This is a genomic window from Limnohabitans sp. MORI2 (genome assembly GCF_027925025.1).
Classification (GTDB): Bacteria; Pseudomonadota; Gammaproteobacteria; order Burkholderiales; family Burkholderiaceae_C; genus Limnohabitans.
Genome location: NZ_AP027058.1, coordinates 1,560,117 through 1,574,770 on the forward strand (window position 1 = coordinate 1,560,117; position 14,654 = coordinate 1,574,770).

Genomic DNA, 14,654 nt, shown 5'->3' on the forward strand with positions numbered 1-14,654 from the left:
ATGAACGAAATCAAGATTTATCACAACCCCAAGTGCAGCAACTCACGCAATGCCTTAGCCCTCTTGCGCGAACATGGCTATGAGCCTGAAGTGGTTTTGTATTTGGACGCGCCACCGACACGCCATGAGTTACAAGACATCATCCAAGCCACGGGTGTTTCGGCACGCGCACTGATGCGCAGCAAAGAGGCGATTTATGCAGAGCTAGGTTTGGACAACCCGAACCTCACAGAAGACGCGCTGATCGATGCCATGCTGGCCCACCCCGTGCTGATGAACCGCCCTATCGTTATCACCCCCAACGGCACACGTTTGTGTCGTCCGCCAGAATTGGTGTTGGAGATATTGCCGACGACTTAAGCCGACAAGGTATCGGCAATGCGCTTGGCGCACGCGTTGGCTTGCGCTTCATCACGGGCCTCGACCATCACACGCACCAAAGGCTCGGTGCCGCTGGCGCGAATGAGCACACGGCCTGTATCTGCCAACTCGGCCTCGGCTTTTTGCACTTCCTCTTTCATACGCGCATTTGATTGCCAATCTTGCCCTGGGCGCAAACGCACGTTGATGAGGGTTTGAGGAAACAGCGTCACGTCTTTGAGCAACTCGGCCATCGTTTTGCCACTGCGTACGCAAGTTTGCAAAATTTGCAAAGCACTCACCAAGCCGTCCCCCGTGGTGTGCTTGTCCAAAGCCAGCAAGTGGCCTGAACCTTCGCCACCCAAAATCCATTTGTTTTTCGCGAGCTCTTCCAGCACATAACGGTCACCCACCTTGGCACGCACAAAGCCAACGCCTCGTTTTTTCAAAGCCACTTCGACAGCCATATTCGTCATGAGGGTACCCACCACGCCCGGCACGACTTCGTCATTGGCTAATCGATCATCCGCCATCAGGTACAACAACTCATCGCCGTTGTACAAGCGCCCTTGCGCATCCACCATTTGCAAGCGGTCAGCATCGCCATCCAACGCAATGCCAAAGTCGGCATGGTTGGCTTTGACGGCACGCACCAAAGCATCAGGATGCGTGGCGCCCACTTCATCGTTGATGTTCAAACCATCGGGGCTGCAACCGATCGCGATCACATCAGCACCCAATTCGTGAAAGACCTTGGGCGCGATGTGATAAGCAGCACCGTGCGCTGCATCCACCACCACCTTCAAACCTTTAAGCGTGAGGTCATTTGAAAACGTGCTCTTACAAAATTCAATGTAACGGCCCGCCGCATCGTCCAAGCGCTTGGTCTTACCAAGATTAGCCGAGTCCACCCACACAGGCGCTTCTTCCAAGGCGGCTTCCACAGCCAACTCCCAAGCATCGCTGAGCTTGTTGCCATTGGCACTGAAGAACTTGATGCCGTTGTCGGCAAACGGGTTATGGCTGGCACTGATGACCACGCCCAAGCTCGCGCGCTGCGCACGCGTGAGGTAGGCCACACCGGGTGTTGGCAAGGGCCCAAGCAGCACCACATTGACGCCTGCCGAGTTGAAACCAGACTCTAGGGCTGACTCCAGCATGTAGCCAGAGATGCGTGTGTCTTTGCCAATCAACACCGTGGGGTGCGCTTCGGTTTGCTTCAGCACACGGCCCACAGCATGGGCCAAACGCAATACAAAGTCAGGGGTGATAGGCGCTTGACCCACGGTTCCGCGAATGCCGTCTGTGCCGAAATATTTGCGTGTCATCTTATTTGCCTTGGTATTTGTTGTTGTTTTTTATCGGTTTGAGGTGATTGTCTCAAACTTGAGCGGCCTGCCAAACTTTGAGTGCTTGAACGGTTTGCGCCACATCATGCACACGCACAATTCGTGCGCCGCGCTCAACAGCGATGACCGCCGCAGCCACGCTAGGCAGCATGCGATCACCCACCTCACACCCCGTCACTGCCCCGATAGACGATTTACGTGACCATCCCACGAGCAAGGGATAGCCCAAGGTCAACAGCTGTTTTTGATGCGCTAGCAGCTCAAAGTTTTGAGCCACTGTTTTACCAAACCCCACTCCGGGATCAAGGGCAATACGCTCGTGTGCAACACCCAAAGCTTGCAAGGCTTGTGCGTTGTGCATTAAAAATTCTGCAACAGGCTGCGTGATGCTTCCTTGCATCGGCCATGTCTGCATGGTTTGGGGCTCCCCGTGCATGTGCATCAAACACACGCCACATGCAGGGTGTGCAGCAACTACTTGCTGAGCGCCGATCTGACGCAAAGCCCACACATCGTTGATGATGTCTGCCCCCGCATCCAACACTGCTTGCATGACCTCGGCTTTGTAGGTATCCACAGAAATCGGCACATTCAAACGCACTGCTTCGCGCACCACGGGCAACACGCGCGCTAACTCCTCCTCCAAGCTCACGGCGGGCGCACCGGGTCGGGTTGACTCACCGCCAATATCCAAAATATGTGCGCCTTCTTTGAGCAGTTGCTCGCAATGGGCCAACGCCTGATGTGTGCTGGCGTGTTGTCCGCCATCTGAGAACGAGTCAGGCGTGACATTGACGATGCCCATCACCTGAGGTTGGTTGAGATCAATGCGAAAACGTGAGGTTTGCCAAAACATAAACACTCCATGAAAAACGGGGCTTACGCCCCGTTTTCGGTTCTTCGTTGCGCTTTAAGCAGCGCTGGGTGATGGATCGGCTTGAACCGCAGGGCTGCCACCGCTGCCATCGCCACCTGAAGGGGTGCGTGGTGTCCAGTCTTTGGGTGGACGTGGCTCACGACCTTCCATGATGTCGTCAATTTGCTCTTTGTCGATGGTTTCCCACTCAAGCAAAGCCTTTGCCATGGTGTGCATCTTGTCGCTGTTGAATTCAATCAAACGGCGAGCCAAGTTGTATTGCTCATCAATGATGCGACGCACTTCCACATCCACTTTTTGCATGGTGGCCTCTGACATGCTGGTGGTCTTGGTGACTGAGCGGCCCAAAAACACTTCGCCTTCGTTCTCGGCGTAGACCATGGGGCCCAAGGCCTCGGTCATGCCGTAACGCGTCACCATGTCACGTGCGATCGATGTAGCGCGCTCAAAGTCATTGCTTGCACCTGTGGTCATTTGGTTCATGAACACTTCTTCGGCGATACGGCCACCAAACAACATGCTGATTTGGTTCAGCATGTATTCACGGTCGTAGCTATAACGGTCTTTTTCAGGCAGGCTCATGGTCACGCCCAAAGCGCGACCACGCGGAATGATGGTCACTTTGTGTACGGGGTCACACTTGGGCAAGAGCTTGCCAATCAAGGCGTGACCGGCTTCGTGGTAGGCCGTGTTCTTACGCTCTTCTTCGGGCATCACCATGCTCTTGCGCTCGGGGCCCATCAAGATTTTGTCTTTGGCTTTTTCGAAGTCTTGCATCTCGACCACGCGCGCGTTGCGGCGCGCAGCCATCAAGGCAGCTTCGTTACACAGGTTGGCCAAATCAGCACCGCTCATGCCTGGTGTGCCACGTGCAATCACGCTGGCGTTCACGTCTTGGCCAATTGGCACTTTGCGCATATGCACATTCAAAATTTGCTCACGACCCCGGATATCAGGCAAGGTCACATACACCTGGCGGTCAAAGCGGCCGGGGCGCAGCAAAGCGGCATCCAAGATGTCAGGACGGTTGGTGGCAGCCACCACGATGACGCCGAGGTTGGTTTCAAAACCATCCATCTCGACCAACATTTGGTTCAAGGTTTGTTCGCGCTCATCGTTGCCACCGCCCACACCGGCACCACGTTGGCGACCCACAGCATCAATCTCGTCAATGAAGATGATGCAAGGTGCATTCTTTTTCGCGTTCTCGAACATGTCGCGCACACGTGCCGCGCCCACGCCTACAAACATCTCAACGAAGTCTGAACCCGAGATGCTGAAGAACGGCACTTTGGCTTCGCCAGCAATGCCTTTGGCCAACAATGTCTTACCAGTACCGGGAGGGCCAACCAACAACAAACCACGTGGAATCCGACCACCCAATTTTTGGAAGCGTTGTGGGTCTTTCAAGAAGTCCACGACTTCTTTGACTTCTTCTTTGGCTTCGTCGCAACCTGCCACGTCAGCAAACGTGACTTGGTTGTTGTTTTCGTCGAGCATGCGCGCTTTGCTTTTGCCAAAGCTGAACGCCCCGCCCTTGCCGCCGCCTTGCATCTGACGCATGAAGTACACCCATACACCAATGAGCAACAGCATGGGGCCCCAGCTGACCAGCAGGGTCATCAGGAGCGAGCCTTCTTCGCGGGGCTTGACGTCAAACTTCACGCCATTGGCGATCAAGTCGCCCACCAAACCACGGTCGAGATAAGTGGCCGTCGTACGAATCTTGCGGTCGTCGTTGGTGACAGCGCTAATTTCTGTACCGCCCTGACCTTCTTGAATGGTGGCGGTTTTGATGCGCTTGGCGCGAACTTCTTCAAGGAAGTCCGAATAGCCAAGGTAGCCAGAGCCTGCGCCTGGGCGTGTTTCAAACTGTTTGAACACAGTGAACATCACCAAAGCGATGACCAACCAAACAGCGACTTTTGAGAACCATTGATTATTCAATGTGGGCTCCGAAATAAGAAAAGTACGAGATGTACTGAGATGGGCCTGATTTTAGGCGTTTCAAGCACTGGGGGCTGCTTTATTCATCGCAAGCAGCCTTAGAAAAATCAAGGATTTGCGCAAACGCGACTTTTCACGCCCATACCAACCAAAAAGGTTTCACTTGACTTATCACGGCTGGCCTTTGGTTTGATCGGTTTGACCACGCGAAACGTGCTTTTGAACAAGTTCACCAAATCGCTGTAACCGCTGCCGTGAAAGAGTTTGACCACCAATGCACCATCGTCCTTGAGGTGCTTTTGCGCAAAGTCCACCGCCAGCTCAATCAAATGGGCAATGCGAGTGGCATCGGTCGACTCAATCCCCGTCAGATTGGGAGCCATGTCAGACACCACCACATCCACAATTCGGCCTTGCAAGGCGGCTTCTAGCTGTGCCAAGACCTCTTCCTCACGGAAATCACCCTGGATATAGGTCACATCTTCAATCGGCTCCATGGGCAAGATATCTAAGCCGATGATGGTGCCATTGAGTTCACCAACTGCCGCCCCACTGGGAGACATACGACGGCGCAAATATTGACACCATGCCCCAGGTGTGCACCCCAAATCAACCACGGTGTAGCCGGGCTTGATGAGGTGAAGCTGTTCGTCGATTTCCTTGAGCTTGTAAGCCGCACGCGCACGGTAGCCGTCTTTTTGAGCCAGCTTGACGTAGGTATCGTTCACATGGTCGTTCAACCATGTTTTGTTGACCTTTTTGCTTTTAGTTTTAGCTTTCAATTCATACCTCTGAGCGAGCGGGGATAATACCCCCATGCCCGCAATACAACTCACACCTGCTCAACGCAAAATTCACCGCGCCGAAGCGCACCATTTAGACCCTGTTGTCATGATTGGCAACGATGGCTTAACACCTGCCGTGATCAAAGAAGCCGAGATGGCGCTCAACGCGCACGGCCTCATCAAAATCCGCGTGTTGGGCGACGACCGCCAAGCGCGCGAAGCCATGTTTGTCGCTTTGGCTGACCAACTCAACGCGGCCCCCATACAACACATCGGCAAACTGTTTGTGTTGTGGCGCCCTCGCGCTGAAAAAGAACGCACCGTTGACGAAGACCGCATGGCCGGCCCTCGCGATGTGAAAGTGCTCAAGTACAGCAGCCGAGGCGGCCAACGCCCCGAAGTAAAAACTCTGCGCGTGCTGGGCAACCAACGCCTGACATCTGGCGGTCAAGTCAAACGCGCCAAACCCAAAAAGATTTCGGTCAAAAAGCGCAGCTTGGGTTAATGGCTAGATTCTGAGCTTGCTGCAACGGCAAGCTCTTTTTTGTCGGGGTACAAGGCCCAGAGCACCTTTGCAGCACACACCCACTGCAACGCATAAAAAGCCGTACCTAAGTTGTGCCACAGCATCAGATTGTCACGCGCCACGATGTGGGGCTTCACAGCCACCTCAATCAACAGGGCACACAGCATGCCACCAATCACCCAAGGTGATGGCGTATGTGAGTCGTCTTGATTTAAGCGCTTAGCAGCTAGCAAAAGCAACAGACCACACACCAGTGACAACCAAGATTGCGCAGTGAAAAGCTTTGCAGCCATTTGTCCAGCGATGGCTGGTGTCTCCAAATGCATAAACAGCATGGGCACCACCATGAAGCCCACCGCACACAGGCTACCCCACCACAGCGCCGCCAAGAAAATCTGTAGCCGCGCCATGTGAGGGGTTAGAGGTAAGAGACCTTGACCACTTCGTAGTGCTTCACACCGCCTGGTGCTTGCACTTCGGCCACATCACCCTCTTCCTTGCCAATCAAGGCGCGGGCGATGGGGCTGCTGATGTTGATGAGACCGAGTTTCAAATCGGCTTCGTCTTCACCCACGATTTGGTAAGTCACCTTGTCGCCGGTGTCTTCGTCTTCCAATGCAACCGTAGCGCCAAACACCACACGACCACCCGCATCGAGCGATGCTGGGTCAATGATTTGAGCCACCGACAGCTTGCCTTCAATTTCTTGAATGCGACCTTCGATGAAACCTTGACGGTCTTTGGCTGCGTCGTATTCCGCGTTTTCGCTCAAGTCGCCTTGGGCACGTGCTTCAGCGATCGCAGCAATCACGTTGGGACGCTCAATGGTTTTGAGTTTATGCAACTCGTCCTTGAGCTTTTCTGCGCCACGTTTGGTGATAGGAACTGTACTCATCGTGCGTCCTTAAGCTGTCAATTGGGCGTGCATTTCTTGCACCGAAATAACTTCCAACTTGTCCATGTACTTCATGCCTTCCACAGCCGCTTCCGCGCCGGCGATGGTGGTGAAAGTGGTCACGCGATTGAGCAATGCCGAGGTACGAATGTGACGCGAATCAGCAATCGCATTGCGACGCTCTTCCACGGTGTTGATGACCAACACGACTTCGTTGTTCTTTATGCTGTCCACGATGTGTGGGCGACCTTCAGTCACTTTGTTCACCACATCGCAAGGCACACCCGCCTCCATAATTGCAGACGCAGTACCTTTGGTGGCAATTAATTCAAAGCCCAAGGCAGACAGCTCACGCGCCACTTTGATGGCACGGGGCTTGTCGTTGTTCTTCACCGAGATGAACACCTTGCCTGTCGAGCGACCATCGGCATCGCGTGGACGAGGCAACTTGGTGCCTGCACCCAGTTGGCTCTTCACGAATGCTTCGCCAAATGTTTTACCCACGCCCATGACTTCGCCCGTGGACTTCATCTCTGGGCCAAGAATCGTATCGACACCTGGGAACTTCACAAATGGGAACACTGCTTCTTTCACGCTGAAATAAGGCGGTGTGACTTCTTTGGCGATACCTTGTGATGCGAGCGTTTGACCAGCCATGCAACGTGCTGCCACCTTGGCCAACTGAATGCCAGTCGCTTTGGACACATAAGGCACGGTGCGTGACGCGCGCGGGTTCACTTCGAGCACGTAGATGACGTCTTTGCCATCCACATGTTGAATCGCGAACTGCACGTTCATCAAGCCGACCACATTCAAAGCACCGGCCATCGCAGCGGATTGGCGCTTGAGTTCAGTCACTGTGGCGTCTGACAATGAGTAAGGAGGTAAGGAGCAAGCCGAGTCACCGCTGTGCACGCCCGCTTGTTCAATGTGTTCCATCACGCCGCCGATGAAGGTCTTGCCTTCTGGGTCGCGCAAGCAGTCAACATCGCACTCGATGGCGTCGTTCAAGAAACGGTCCAAGAGCACGGGCGAGTCGTTCGACACTTTGACCGCTTCGCGCATGTAGCGCTCAAGGTCACGTTGCTCATGCACGATTTCCATCGCACGACCACCCAACACATAGCTGGGGCGAACCACCAAGGGGTAGCCCAACTCAGCGGCTTTTTCAAGCGCTTCGGTTTCAGTGCGTGCAGTAGCGTTGGGGGGTTGGCGCAAGCCGAGGTCTTGCAACAACTTTTGAAAACGCTCACGGTCTTCCGCAGCGTCAATCATGTCGGGGCTGGTACCAATGATGGGCACGCCAGCAGCTTCTAAGCCGAGCGCCAATTTCAAAGGTGTTTGACCACCGTATTGAACGATGACGCCAGTTGGTTTTTCTTTGTCCACGATTTCGAGCACGTCTTCGAGCGTCAATGGCTCAAAGTACAAGCGGTCCGACGTGTCGTAGTCGGTCGACACAGTCTCTGGGTTGCAGTTGACCATGATGGTTTCATAGCCGTCTTCGCGCATGGCGAGTGCAGCGTGAACGCAGCAGTAGTCAAACTCAATACCTTGGCCGATGCGGTTAGGACCGCCGCCGAGCACCATGATTTTTTTGTTGGTGGTGGGTTCTGCTTCGCACTCACCATCACCATGGCCTTCGTAGCACGAGTACATGTACGCCGTGTCTGTGGAGAACTCAGCTGCACAGGTATCCACGCGCTTGTACACAGGACGAACATTCAACGCATGGCGACGTGCACGCACAGCGTGCTCTGTGGTCTTGAGCAACTTGGCCAAGCGGCGATCGGAGAAGCCCTTCTTTTTCAAGGCGCGCAACTCTTGGGCAGAAATTGCTTCGAGCGTGGTGGTCTCAAGCTCCAACTCGATCTTCACGATCTCTTCAATCTGCACCAAGAACCAGCGGTCAATCTTGGTGAGCGAGAACACTTCTTCCACGCTCATGCCTTGCGCAAACGCATCGCCCACATACCAAATGCGCTCTGGACCTGGCTCGCCCAGTTCCTTCTCGAGCACTTCGCGGTCTTGCGTTTTTTCGTTCATGCCATCCACGCCCACTTCCAAACCGCGCAAGGCTTTTTGGAAGGACTCTTGGAAGGTACGCCCCATGGCCATGACCTCGCCCACCGATTTCATTTGGGTGGTCAAGCGGCTGTCAGCGGTTGGAAATTTCTCAAACGCAAAACGTGGAATCTTCGTCACCACATAGTCGATCGATGGCTCGAACGACGCAGGCGTAGCACCGCCCGTGATTTCGTTGCGGAGCTCATCAAGCGTGTAGCCCACAGCCAACTTAGCTGCGACTTTCGCAATCGGGAAACCCGTGGCTTTAGAAGCCAATGCCGATGAACGCGACACACGTGGATTCATCTCAATGACGACCATACGACCGTCTTTCGGATTGATGGAGAACTGCACGTTCGAACCGCCGGTGTCCACACCAATCTCACGCAACACAGCCAACGAGGCATTGCGCATGATTTGGTATTCCTTGTCGGTCAAGGTTTGCGCGGGCGCCACGGTGATCGAGTCACCGGTGTGCACACCCATAGGGTCTAAGTTTTCGATCGAGCAAATGATGATGCAGTTGTCCGCCTTGTCGCGCACCACTTCCATCTCATACTCTTTCCAGCCGACGAGCGATTCTTCAATCAACAACTCATTGGTGGGTGACGCTTCCAAGCCTCGCTTGCAAATCGTTTCAAACTCTTCCGAGTTGTAGGCAATACCACCGCCTGTGCCGCCGAGCGTGAAGCTGGGGCGAATGACAGTGGGGAAGCCCACGCGCTTTTGCACATCCCACGCTTCTTCCATGCTGTGGGCAATGCCTGAACGCGCAGAGCCCAAACCGATCTTGGTCATGGCGTCTTTGAACTTTAAGCGGTCTTCGGCTTTGTCGATGGCTTCAGGCGTTGCGCCAATTAGCTCGACCTTGTACTTGGCCAACACGCCGTGGTGCCACAAGTCCAACGCACAGTTGAGCGCGGTTTGGCCGCCCATGGTGGGCAGGATGGCATCGGGACGCTCTTTGGCAATGATCTTCTCAACCGTTTGCCAAGTGATGGGCTCAATGTAGGTGACGTCTGCCGTGGCTGGATCGGTCATGATCGTGGCAGGGTTGCTGTTGATCAAGATGACTTTGTAGCCCTCTTCACGCAACGCTTTACACGCTTGCACGCCAGAGTAATCAAACTCACACGCCTGACCAATGATGATCGGGCCTGCGCCGATGATGAGAATACTTTTAATGTCGGAACGCTTGGGCATGATTATTTCGCCTCCATCAATTTGATGAAGCGGTCAAAGAGGTAAGCAATGTCGTGTGGACCGGGCGATGCTTCGGGGTGACCTTGGAAGCAAAACGCGGGCTTGTCGGTACGGGCCAAGCCCTGCAACGTGCCGTCAAACAAAGACACGTGCGTGGCACGCAAGTTGGCTGGCAATGATTTTTCGTCCACCGCAAAACCGTGGTTTTGGCTGGTGATAGAGACACGACCTGAGTCGAGGTCTTTCACGGGATGGTTGGCACCGTGGTGGCCAAACTTCATCTTGAAGGTTTTGGCACCGCTGGCCAAAGCCATGATTTGGTGACCCAAGCAAATGCCGAATGTGGGAATGCCGGTTTCGATCAACTCAGCAGCCGCAGCAATCGCGTAGTCACAAGGCTGAGGGTCGCCAGGGCCGTTAGATAAGAAGATGCCATCGGGGTTGTGCTTGAGCACTTCAGCCGCAGGCGTCTTCGCAGGCACCACGGTCACTTTGCAACCGCGCTGGGCCAACATGCGCAAGATGTTTTTCTTCACGCCAAAGTCGTAAGCGACCACATGGAACTTAGGTGCAGTCAAGTTGCCGTAGCCTTCGCCCAAGGTCCACTCGGTCTGTGTCCACTCATACGACTTGGACACAGTGACTTTTTGGGCCAAATCTAGGCCCGCCATATTGGGGGCGCCTTTGGCGGCAGCCACCGCTTGGTCGATCACGGCTTGTGTGACTTCTTGCCCTTTGGCTAAGCCGACGATCGCGCCGTTTTGCGCGCCCTTGGTACGCAAGATGCGAGTGAGTTGACGGGTGTCGATGTTGGCAATCGCAACCGTGCCTGCATCGGTCAAGTAGGCCGACAAGGTTTGGTTCGAGCGGAAGTTGCTTGCGACCAAAGGCAGGTCTTTGATGATCAAGCCAGCGGCATGGACTTTGTCAGCTTCGATGTCTTCCACGTTGACGCCGTAGTTACCGATATGCGGGTACGTCAAGGTGACGATCTGCTGGCAGTAGCTGGGGTCAGTGAGGATTTCCTGGTAGCCGGTGAGTGAGGTGTTGAACACCACTTCGCCGACGGTAGAGCCTGATGCTCCGATCGAGTTGCCGATAAAGACCGTGCCGTCTGCGAGCGCCAAGATGGCGGGCGGGAAGGTTCCCTGAAGAGACAAAAGCACTGGGTTCTCCGGAATAGTTCGGGTACGCCTCAGCGCTTACCAGAGAACGTGTCTCTTGGGCTGCTTTGTTCGAGGAATTTGCCTAGGTTTGAGCTGTGGCGTACGGGTTGATGCGGGAAAGCCTCTCATTATATCCGAGGCACTGGTTTTCCCGAATCAAAGTAGGCGAATTAAGCCAAATGACAGGTGGCGCTGGCGTGTAAGCAAATAGCAGCAGCCGAGGCCACATTGAGCGACTCTTCTCCGCCTGGTTGGGCAATGCGTACATGAACAGCCGCACGCTCGGCCAAGGCGGGCGACACGCCCTGCCCTTCATGCCCCATCAGCCAAGCGCAGGGCATGGGCAGCTTAGCTTCGGCCAGCAAGGTGTGCAAAAACGGACCTTGGTGCGAGCTGGTGGCGACCCAAGGCATGTCCAAGGCATTCAAATCGTCGACGCTCAGACCTTCGACCAAATGAAGCCCGAAATGTGCGCCCATACCAGCTCGCAAGACTTTGGGTGACCACAAAGCTGCTGCCCCTTTGATCGCCAACACTTGCTTAAAGCCAAAGGCAGAAGCACTTCGCAAAATCGAGCCCACATTCCCTGCATCCTGCACACGATCTAGTACGACCGTTGGTGTGGTGGCTTGAACTTCTTGGGATGCCGGCGCCTTCAACACAAATCCCATCTTGGCGGGAGACTCAAGGCTGCTGATTTCGGCAAACAGCGCGTCGGGCAACACGGTGTTGCGCTCAGCTGCTTGCGTCCACTCACGCGGCGCATTGGCCCACAGCGATTCAGCAAACACCGCATGCTCAGGCTTGACGCCACGCGTGAGTGCAGCACGGCACAGATGATCGCCCTCAAGCCACACGCGTCCCAGTTTGCGATAGGCCGTGCTGTCTTGCGACAAACGGCGCAGGTCTTTGACCAAGGGGTTGTCACGCGAGGTGATCAAGTTCATTTCAACACCTCGGTCACAGGAGAAAACGATTTGCGGTGCCAAGGCGTAGCGCCGTGCTTTTTGAGGGCTTGCAAGTGCGCCGCGGTGCCATAGCCCTTGTGGCCATCAAAACCGTATTGCGGATACTGCGCATGCAACTCTTGGCACCAACGGTCACGGTGGACTTTAGCCAAGATGGACGCTGCTGAAATGGCTTGCACCTTGCTGTCGCCTTTGACTATGGCTTCGGCCAACACATCCAAGACGGGCAAGCGGTTGCCATCGACCAGCACCTTGGTGGGTTTCAGGCGCAAGCCTTCTACGGCGCGACGCATGGCCAACATGGTGGCTTGCAAAATATTGAGCTCGTCAATTTCTTCCACCGTCGCTTCAGCGATGGAACAGCACAAAGCCTTGGCGCGAATCTCGTCGTACAAACGCTCGCGCTTCAAGGCGGTGAGTTTTTTGGAGTCGGCCAAGCCCGCAATGGGGTTCAAGTCATCCAAGATCACGGCAGCGGCCACTACAGGCCCCGCCAGCGGCCCACGGCCAGCCTCATCCACCCCGGCGATTAAGCCTGGGGCGTCCCAAATGAGCGCGGCTTGCTCAGCGCGCAAGAACTTTTTCGATCGCATGAGCCGCCAGTGCGGGTGTGTCGCGGCGCAGCGTATCGTGCAGCGCGGCAAAGCGTTGTTGAACAGCGGCCGCTGCCGCAGGGTTGTGTAGCCATTGCAACACCTCTTGTGCCAGTGCGTCGGGCGTAGCAGCGTCTTGCAACAACTCAGGCACAACAAAGTCTTGGCACAAGATATTGGGCAAACCGACCCAAGGTTGAAGCTTTTTACGGCGCATGATTTGCCAGCTCAGCCAGTTCATGTTGTAGGCAATCACCATGGGACGCTTGAACAACGCGGCTTCGAGTGTGGCCGTGCCACTGGCAATGAGTGTGACATCACAGGCTGCCAAGGCCGCATGAGATTGACCATCAAGGATTAAGAGATTGGGCACCTCGCCCACTCCTTTGACGATGGTCTCGATACGCGCGCGCAAAGCAGGCATGGCGGGCAACACAAAGTGCATGCCTGGTTGTTGCTTAGCCATTCGTTGCGCTGCTTGTAAAAAGCGCTTCGCCAAATACTCAATTTCAGAGCTGCGGCTACCTGGTAGTAACGCCACCACCGTCGCGTCTTGCGGCAAGCCTAGTGCAGTCCGAGCAGCTGCACGATCAGGCACATCGGGAATGTTTTTGGCTAAAGGGTGCCCCACATACGTGGCATCAATCCCATGCTGCGCGAGCAAGTCGGTTTCAAACGGGAAGATGCACAACACGTGGTCGACGCTTTGGCGAATCTTCTCGACACGGTCTGCGCGCCATGCCCAAATGGAAGGACACACAAAGTGAATCGTTGGAATACCTTGTGCTTTGAGGTCGCGCTCTAAATCAAGGTTGAAGTCGGGTGCATCCACACCAATGAAAGCGCTGGGTGGATGAGCCAGCAAGCGTTCGCGCAGCTGGTTGCGAATGCCCACAATTTCTAGGTAATGGCGCAGCACTTCGACATAGCCACGCACGGCGAGTTTTTCGTAAGGCCACTGCGCTTGGAAACCCTGCTCAGCCATACGCTGACCGCCAATGCCTGAACTATGCATGGCAGGCCACTTCTCACGCATACCGCCAAGCAACAGAGCCGCCAGCAAATCGCCCGAGGCCTCGCCTGCGACGAGCGAGAAAGACAGGCCCTCAGCCATGAGTTTTAGCGAATGATGCCGCGTTGCGGCGATGTAGTGTTCAAGAAGTCCAGCATCATGGCCACATCGGGCGCAGCCTCTGGTTTTTCTTGGGTCAAAGCGGCAATGCGCTCTTTGGCATGCTCTAAGGTCAAGTCATCGCGATACAAGGCTTTGTGCATGCCTTTGACCGCGCTGATTCGTTCGGCTGAAAAACCGCGACGACGCAAGCCTTCAAAGTTCATCGAACGAGGCTCAGCAGGTTGTCCTTGGCACATCACAAATGGAGGTACATCGGCAAACAACAACGAATGCATGGCCGAGAAGCTGTGTGCACCAATGCGCACGAACTGATGCACCACGGTGAAGCCACCCAAAATCACCCAGTCGCCCACATGCACATGACCAGCCAACTGCGCGCTATTAGCGAAGATGGTGTGGTTGCCCACGATGCAATCGTGTGCCAAATGCACATAAGCCATGATCCAGTTGTCGTTACCCACTTTGGTCACGCCCGCATCGCCGGGTGAGCCAATGTTGAACGTGCAAAACTCACGAATGGTGTTGCGGTCACCGATGATCAATTCGCAAGGCTCGCCCGCGTACTTCTTGTCTTGCGGAATAGCGCCCAATGAGTTGAATTGGAAAATTCGGTTGTCATTGCCAATCGTGGTGTGGCCCTCAATGACGCAATGCGGACCAACGGTCGTGCCTGCGCCGATGCGAACGTTCGGGCCAATGATGGTGTAAGGCCCCACCTGCACCGAACTGTCAAGCTCGGCCTTGGGGTCCACAATGGCGGTGGCGTGAATGAGGCTCATCTTT

Annotated in this window: 14 protein-coding genes; 2 read left to right on the forward strand and 12 right to left on the reverse strand. The window is 55.0% G+C overall.

Annotated elements, in window-relative coordinates; all coding sequences use genetic code 11:
* The gene (arsC, locus tag QMG27_RS07350; protein ID WP_281810419.1) at positions 1 to 360 is read left to right on the forward strand and encodes an arsenate reductase (glutaredoxin); all 360 of its coding nucleotides are present in this window, start codon (positions 1 to 3) and stop codon (positions 358 to 360) included.
* On the opposite strand, the gene glmM is transcribed toward arsC, so the two are convergent.
* From glmM to QMG27_RS07370, 4 genes are all read right to left on the reverse strand, one after another.
* Positions 357 to 1,688 carry a phosphoglucosamine mutase gene (glmM, locus tag QMG27_RS07355; RefSeq protein WP_281810420.1) on the reverse strand — a complete coding sequence of 444 codons (1,332 nt, stop codon included), beginning with the start codon at positions 1,686 to 1,688 and terminating at the stop codon, positions 357 to 359. The genes arsC and glmM overlap by 4 nt on opposite strands.
* A 52-nt stretch (positions 1,689 to 1,740) precedes the next feature.
* Positions 1,741 to 2,565: a dihydropteroate synthase gene (gene folP / locus QMG27_RS07360; RefSeq protein ID WP_281810421.1), complete on the reverse strand. Its 825-nt coding sequence runs from the start codon at positions 2,563 to 2,565 to the stop codon at positions 1,741 to 1,743.
* A 54-nt stretch (positions 2,566 to 2,619) separates the two neighbouring features.
* A complete protein-coding gene (gene ftsH, locus QMG27_RS07365) occupies positions 2,620 to 4,533 on the reverse strand; it encodes an ATP-dependent zinc metalloprotease FtsH (protein ID WP_281810422.1) in 1,914 nt (637 codons plus the stop codon).
* A gap of 107 nt (positions 4,534 to 4,640) precedes the next feature.
* Entirely contained in the window at positions 4,641 to 5,315 is a 675-nt protein-coding gene (locus QMG27_RS07370) for an RlmE family RNA methyltransferase (protein ID WP_281810423.1), read from the reverse strand.
* A 34-nt stretch (positions 5,316 to 5,349) separates the two neighbouring features.
* Between QMG27_RS07370 and QMG27_RS07375 the strand changes: the two genes are divergently transcribed.
* Positions 5,350 to 5,823, forward strand: coding sequence for a YhbY family RNA-binding protein (locus tag QMG27_RS07375; RefSeq protein WP_281810424.1), 474 nt, complete (start codon positions 5,350 to 5,352; stop codon positions 5,821 to 5,823).
* On the opposite strand, the gene QMG27_RS07380 is transcribed toward QMG27_RS07375, so the two are convergent.
* The 8 genes from QMG27_RS07380 to lpxA all read right to left on the reverse strand — a co-directional run bounded on the left by QMG27_RS07380 (position 5,820) and on the right by lpxA (position 14,650).
* Positions 5,820 to 6,254, reverse strand: coding sequence for a DUF4149 domain-containing protein (locus QMG27_RS07380; protein WP_281810425.1), 435 nt, complete (start codon positions 6,252 to 6,254; stop codon positions 5,820 to 5,822). The two genes, QMG27_RS07375 and QMG27_RS07380, sit on opposite strands and share 4 nt — an antisense overlap.
* 8 nt (positions 6,255 to 6,262) lie before the next feature.
* On the reverse strand, positions 6,263 to 6,739 hold the full coding sequence (gene greA, locus QMG27_RS07385; protein WP_281810426.1) for a transcription elongation factor GreA: 477 nt from the start codon (positions 6,737 to 6,739) through the stop codon (positions 6,263 to 6,265).
* 9 nt (positions 6,740 to 6,748) lie between these two features.
* A complete protein-coding gene (gene carB / locus QMG27_RS07390; protein ID WP_281810427.1) occupies positions 6,749 to 10,009 on the reverse strand; it encodes a carbamoyl-phosphate synthase large subunit in 3,261 nt (1,086 codons plus the stop codon).
* Positions 10,010 to 10,011: 2 nt separating this feature from the next.
* Positions 10,012 to 11,175, reverse strand: a complete 1,164-nt coding sequence (carA, locus tag QMG27_RS07395; RefSeq protein WP_281810428.1) for a glutamine-hydrolyzing carbamoyl-phosphate synthase small subunit — start codon at positions 11,173 to 11,175, stop codon at positions 10,012 to 10,014.
* A 170-nt stretch (positions 11,176 to 11,345) separates the two neighbouring features.
* The gene (locus QMG27_RS07400; RefSeq protein WP_281810429.1) at positions 11,346 to 12,122 is read right to left on the reverse strand and encodes an RNA methyltransferase; all 777 of its coding nucleotides are present in this window, start codon (positions 12,120 to 12,122) and stop codon (positions 11,346 to 11,348) included.
* Entirely contained in the window at positions 12,119 to 12,736 is a 618-nt protein-coding gene (gene rnhB / locus QMG27_RS07405; RefSeq protein ID WP_281810430.1) for a ribonuclease HII, read from the reverse strand. Before rnhB ends, QMG27_RS07400 begins: the two co-directional genes overlap by 4 nt.
* Positions 12,708 to 13,850 (reverse strand): lipid-A-disaccharide synthase, encoded by a 1,143-nt coding sequence (lpxB, locus tag QMG27_RS07410; protein ID WP_281810432.1) that lies wholly within the window; start codon positions 13,848 to 13,850, stop codon positions 12,708 to 12,710. Before lpxB ends, rnhB begins: the two co-directional genes overlap by 29 nt.
* A 5-nt stretch (positions 13,851 to 13,855) precedes the next feature.
* Positions 13,856 to 14,650: an acyl-ACP--UDP-N-acetylglucosamine O-acyltransferase gene (lpxA, locus tag QMG27_RS07415; RefSeq protein WP_281810433.1), complete on the reverse strand. Its 795-nt coding sequence runs from the start codon at positions 14,648 to 14,650 to the stop codon at positions 13,856 to 13,858.
* Positions 14,651 to 14,654: the final 4 nt, after the last annotated feature.

Excerpts from the sequence above, each read along its gene's own strand:
- glmM (WP_281810420.1), bottom strand. The coding sequence starts at position 1,688 with ATGACACGCAAATATTTCGGCACAGACGGCATTCGCGGAACCGTGGGT.
- carB (WP_281810427.1), bottom strand. The coding sequence starts at position 10,009 with ATGCCCAAGCGTTCCGACATTAAAAGTATTCTCATCATCGGCGCAGGC.
- greA (WP_281810426.1), bottom strand. The coding sequence starts at position 6,739 with ATGAGTACAGTTCCTATCACCAAACGTGGCGCAGAAAAGCTCAAGGAC.
- lpxA (WP_281810433.1), bottom strand. The coding sequence starts at position 14,650 with ATGAGCCTCATTCACGCCACCGCCATTGTGGACCCCAAGGCCGAGCTT.
- arsC (WP_281810419.1), top strand. The coding sequence starts at position 1 with ATGAACGAAATCAAGATTTATCACAACCCCAAGTGCAGCAACTCACGC.
- lpxB (WP_281810432.1), bottom strand. The coding sequence starts at position 13,850 with ATGGCTGAGGGCCTGTCTTTCTCGCTCGTCGCAGGCGAGGCCTCGGGC.
- QMG27_RS07380 (WP_281810425.1), bottom strand. The coding sequence starts at position 6,254 with ATGGCGCGGCTACAGATTTTCTTGGCGGCGCTGTGGTGGGGTAGCCTG.
- rnhB (WP_281810430.1), bottom strand. The coding sequence starts at position 12,736 with ATGCGATCGAAAAAGTTCTTGCGCGCTGAGCAAGCCGCGCTCATTTGG.
- folP (WP_281810421.1), bottom strand. The coding sequence starts at position 2,565 with ATGTTTTGGCAAACCTCACGTTTTCGCATTGATCTCAACCAACCTCAG.
- QMG27_RS07375 (WP_281810424.1), top strand. The coding sequence starts at position 5,350 with ATGCCCGCAATACAACTCACACCTGCTCAACGCAAAATTCACCGCGCC.
- QMG27_RS07400 (WP_281810429.1), bottom strand. The coding sequence starts at position 12,122 with ATGAACTTGATCACCTCGCGTGACAACCCCTTGGTCAAAGACCTGCGC.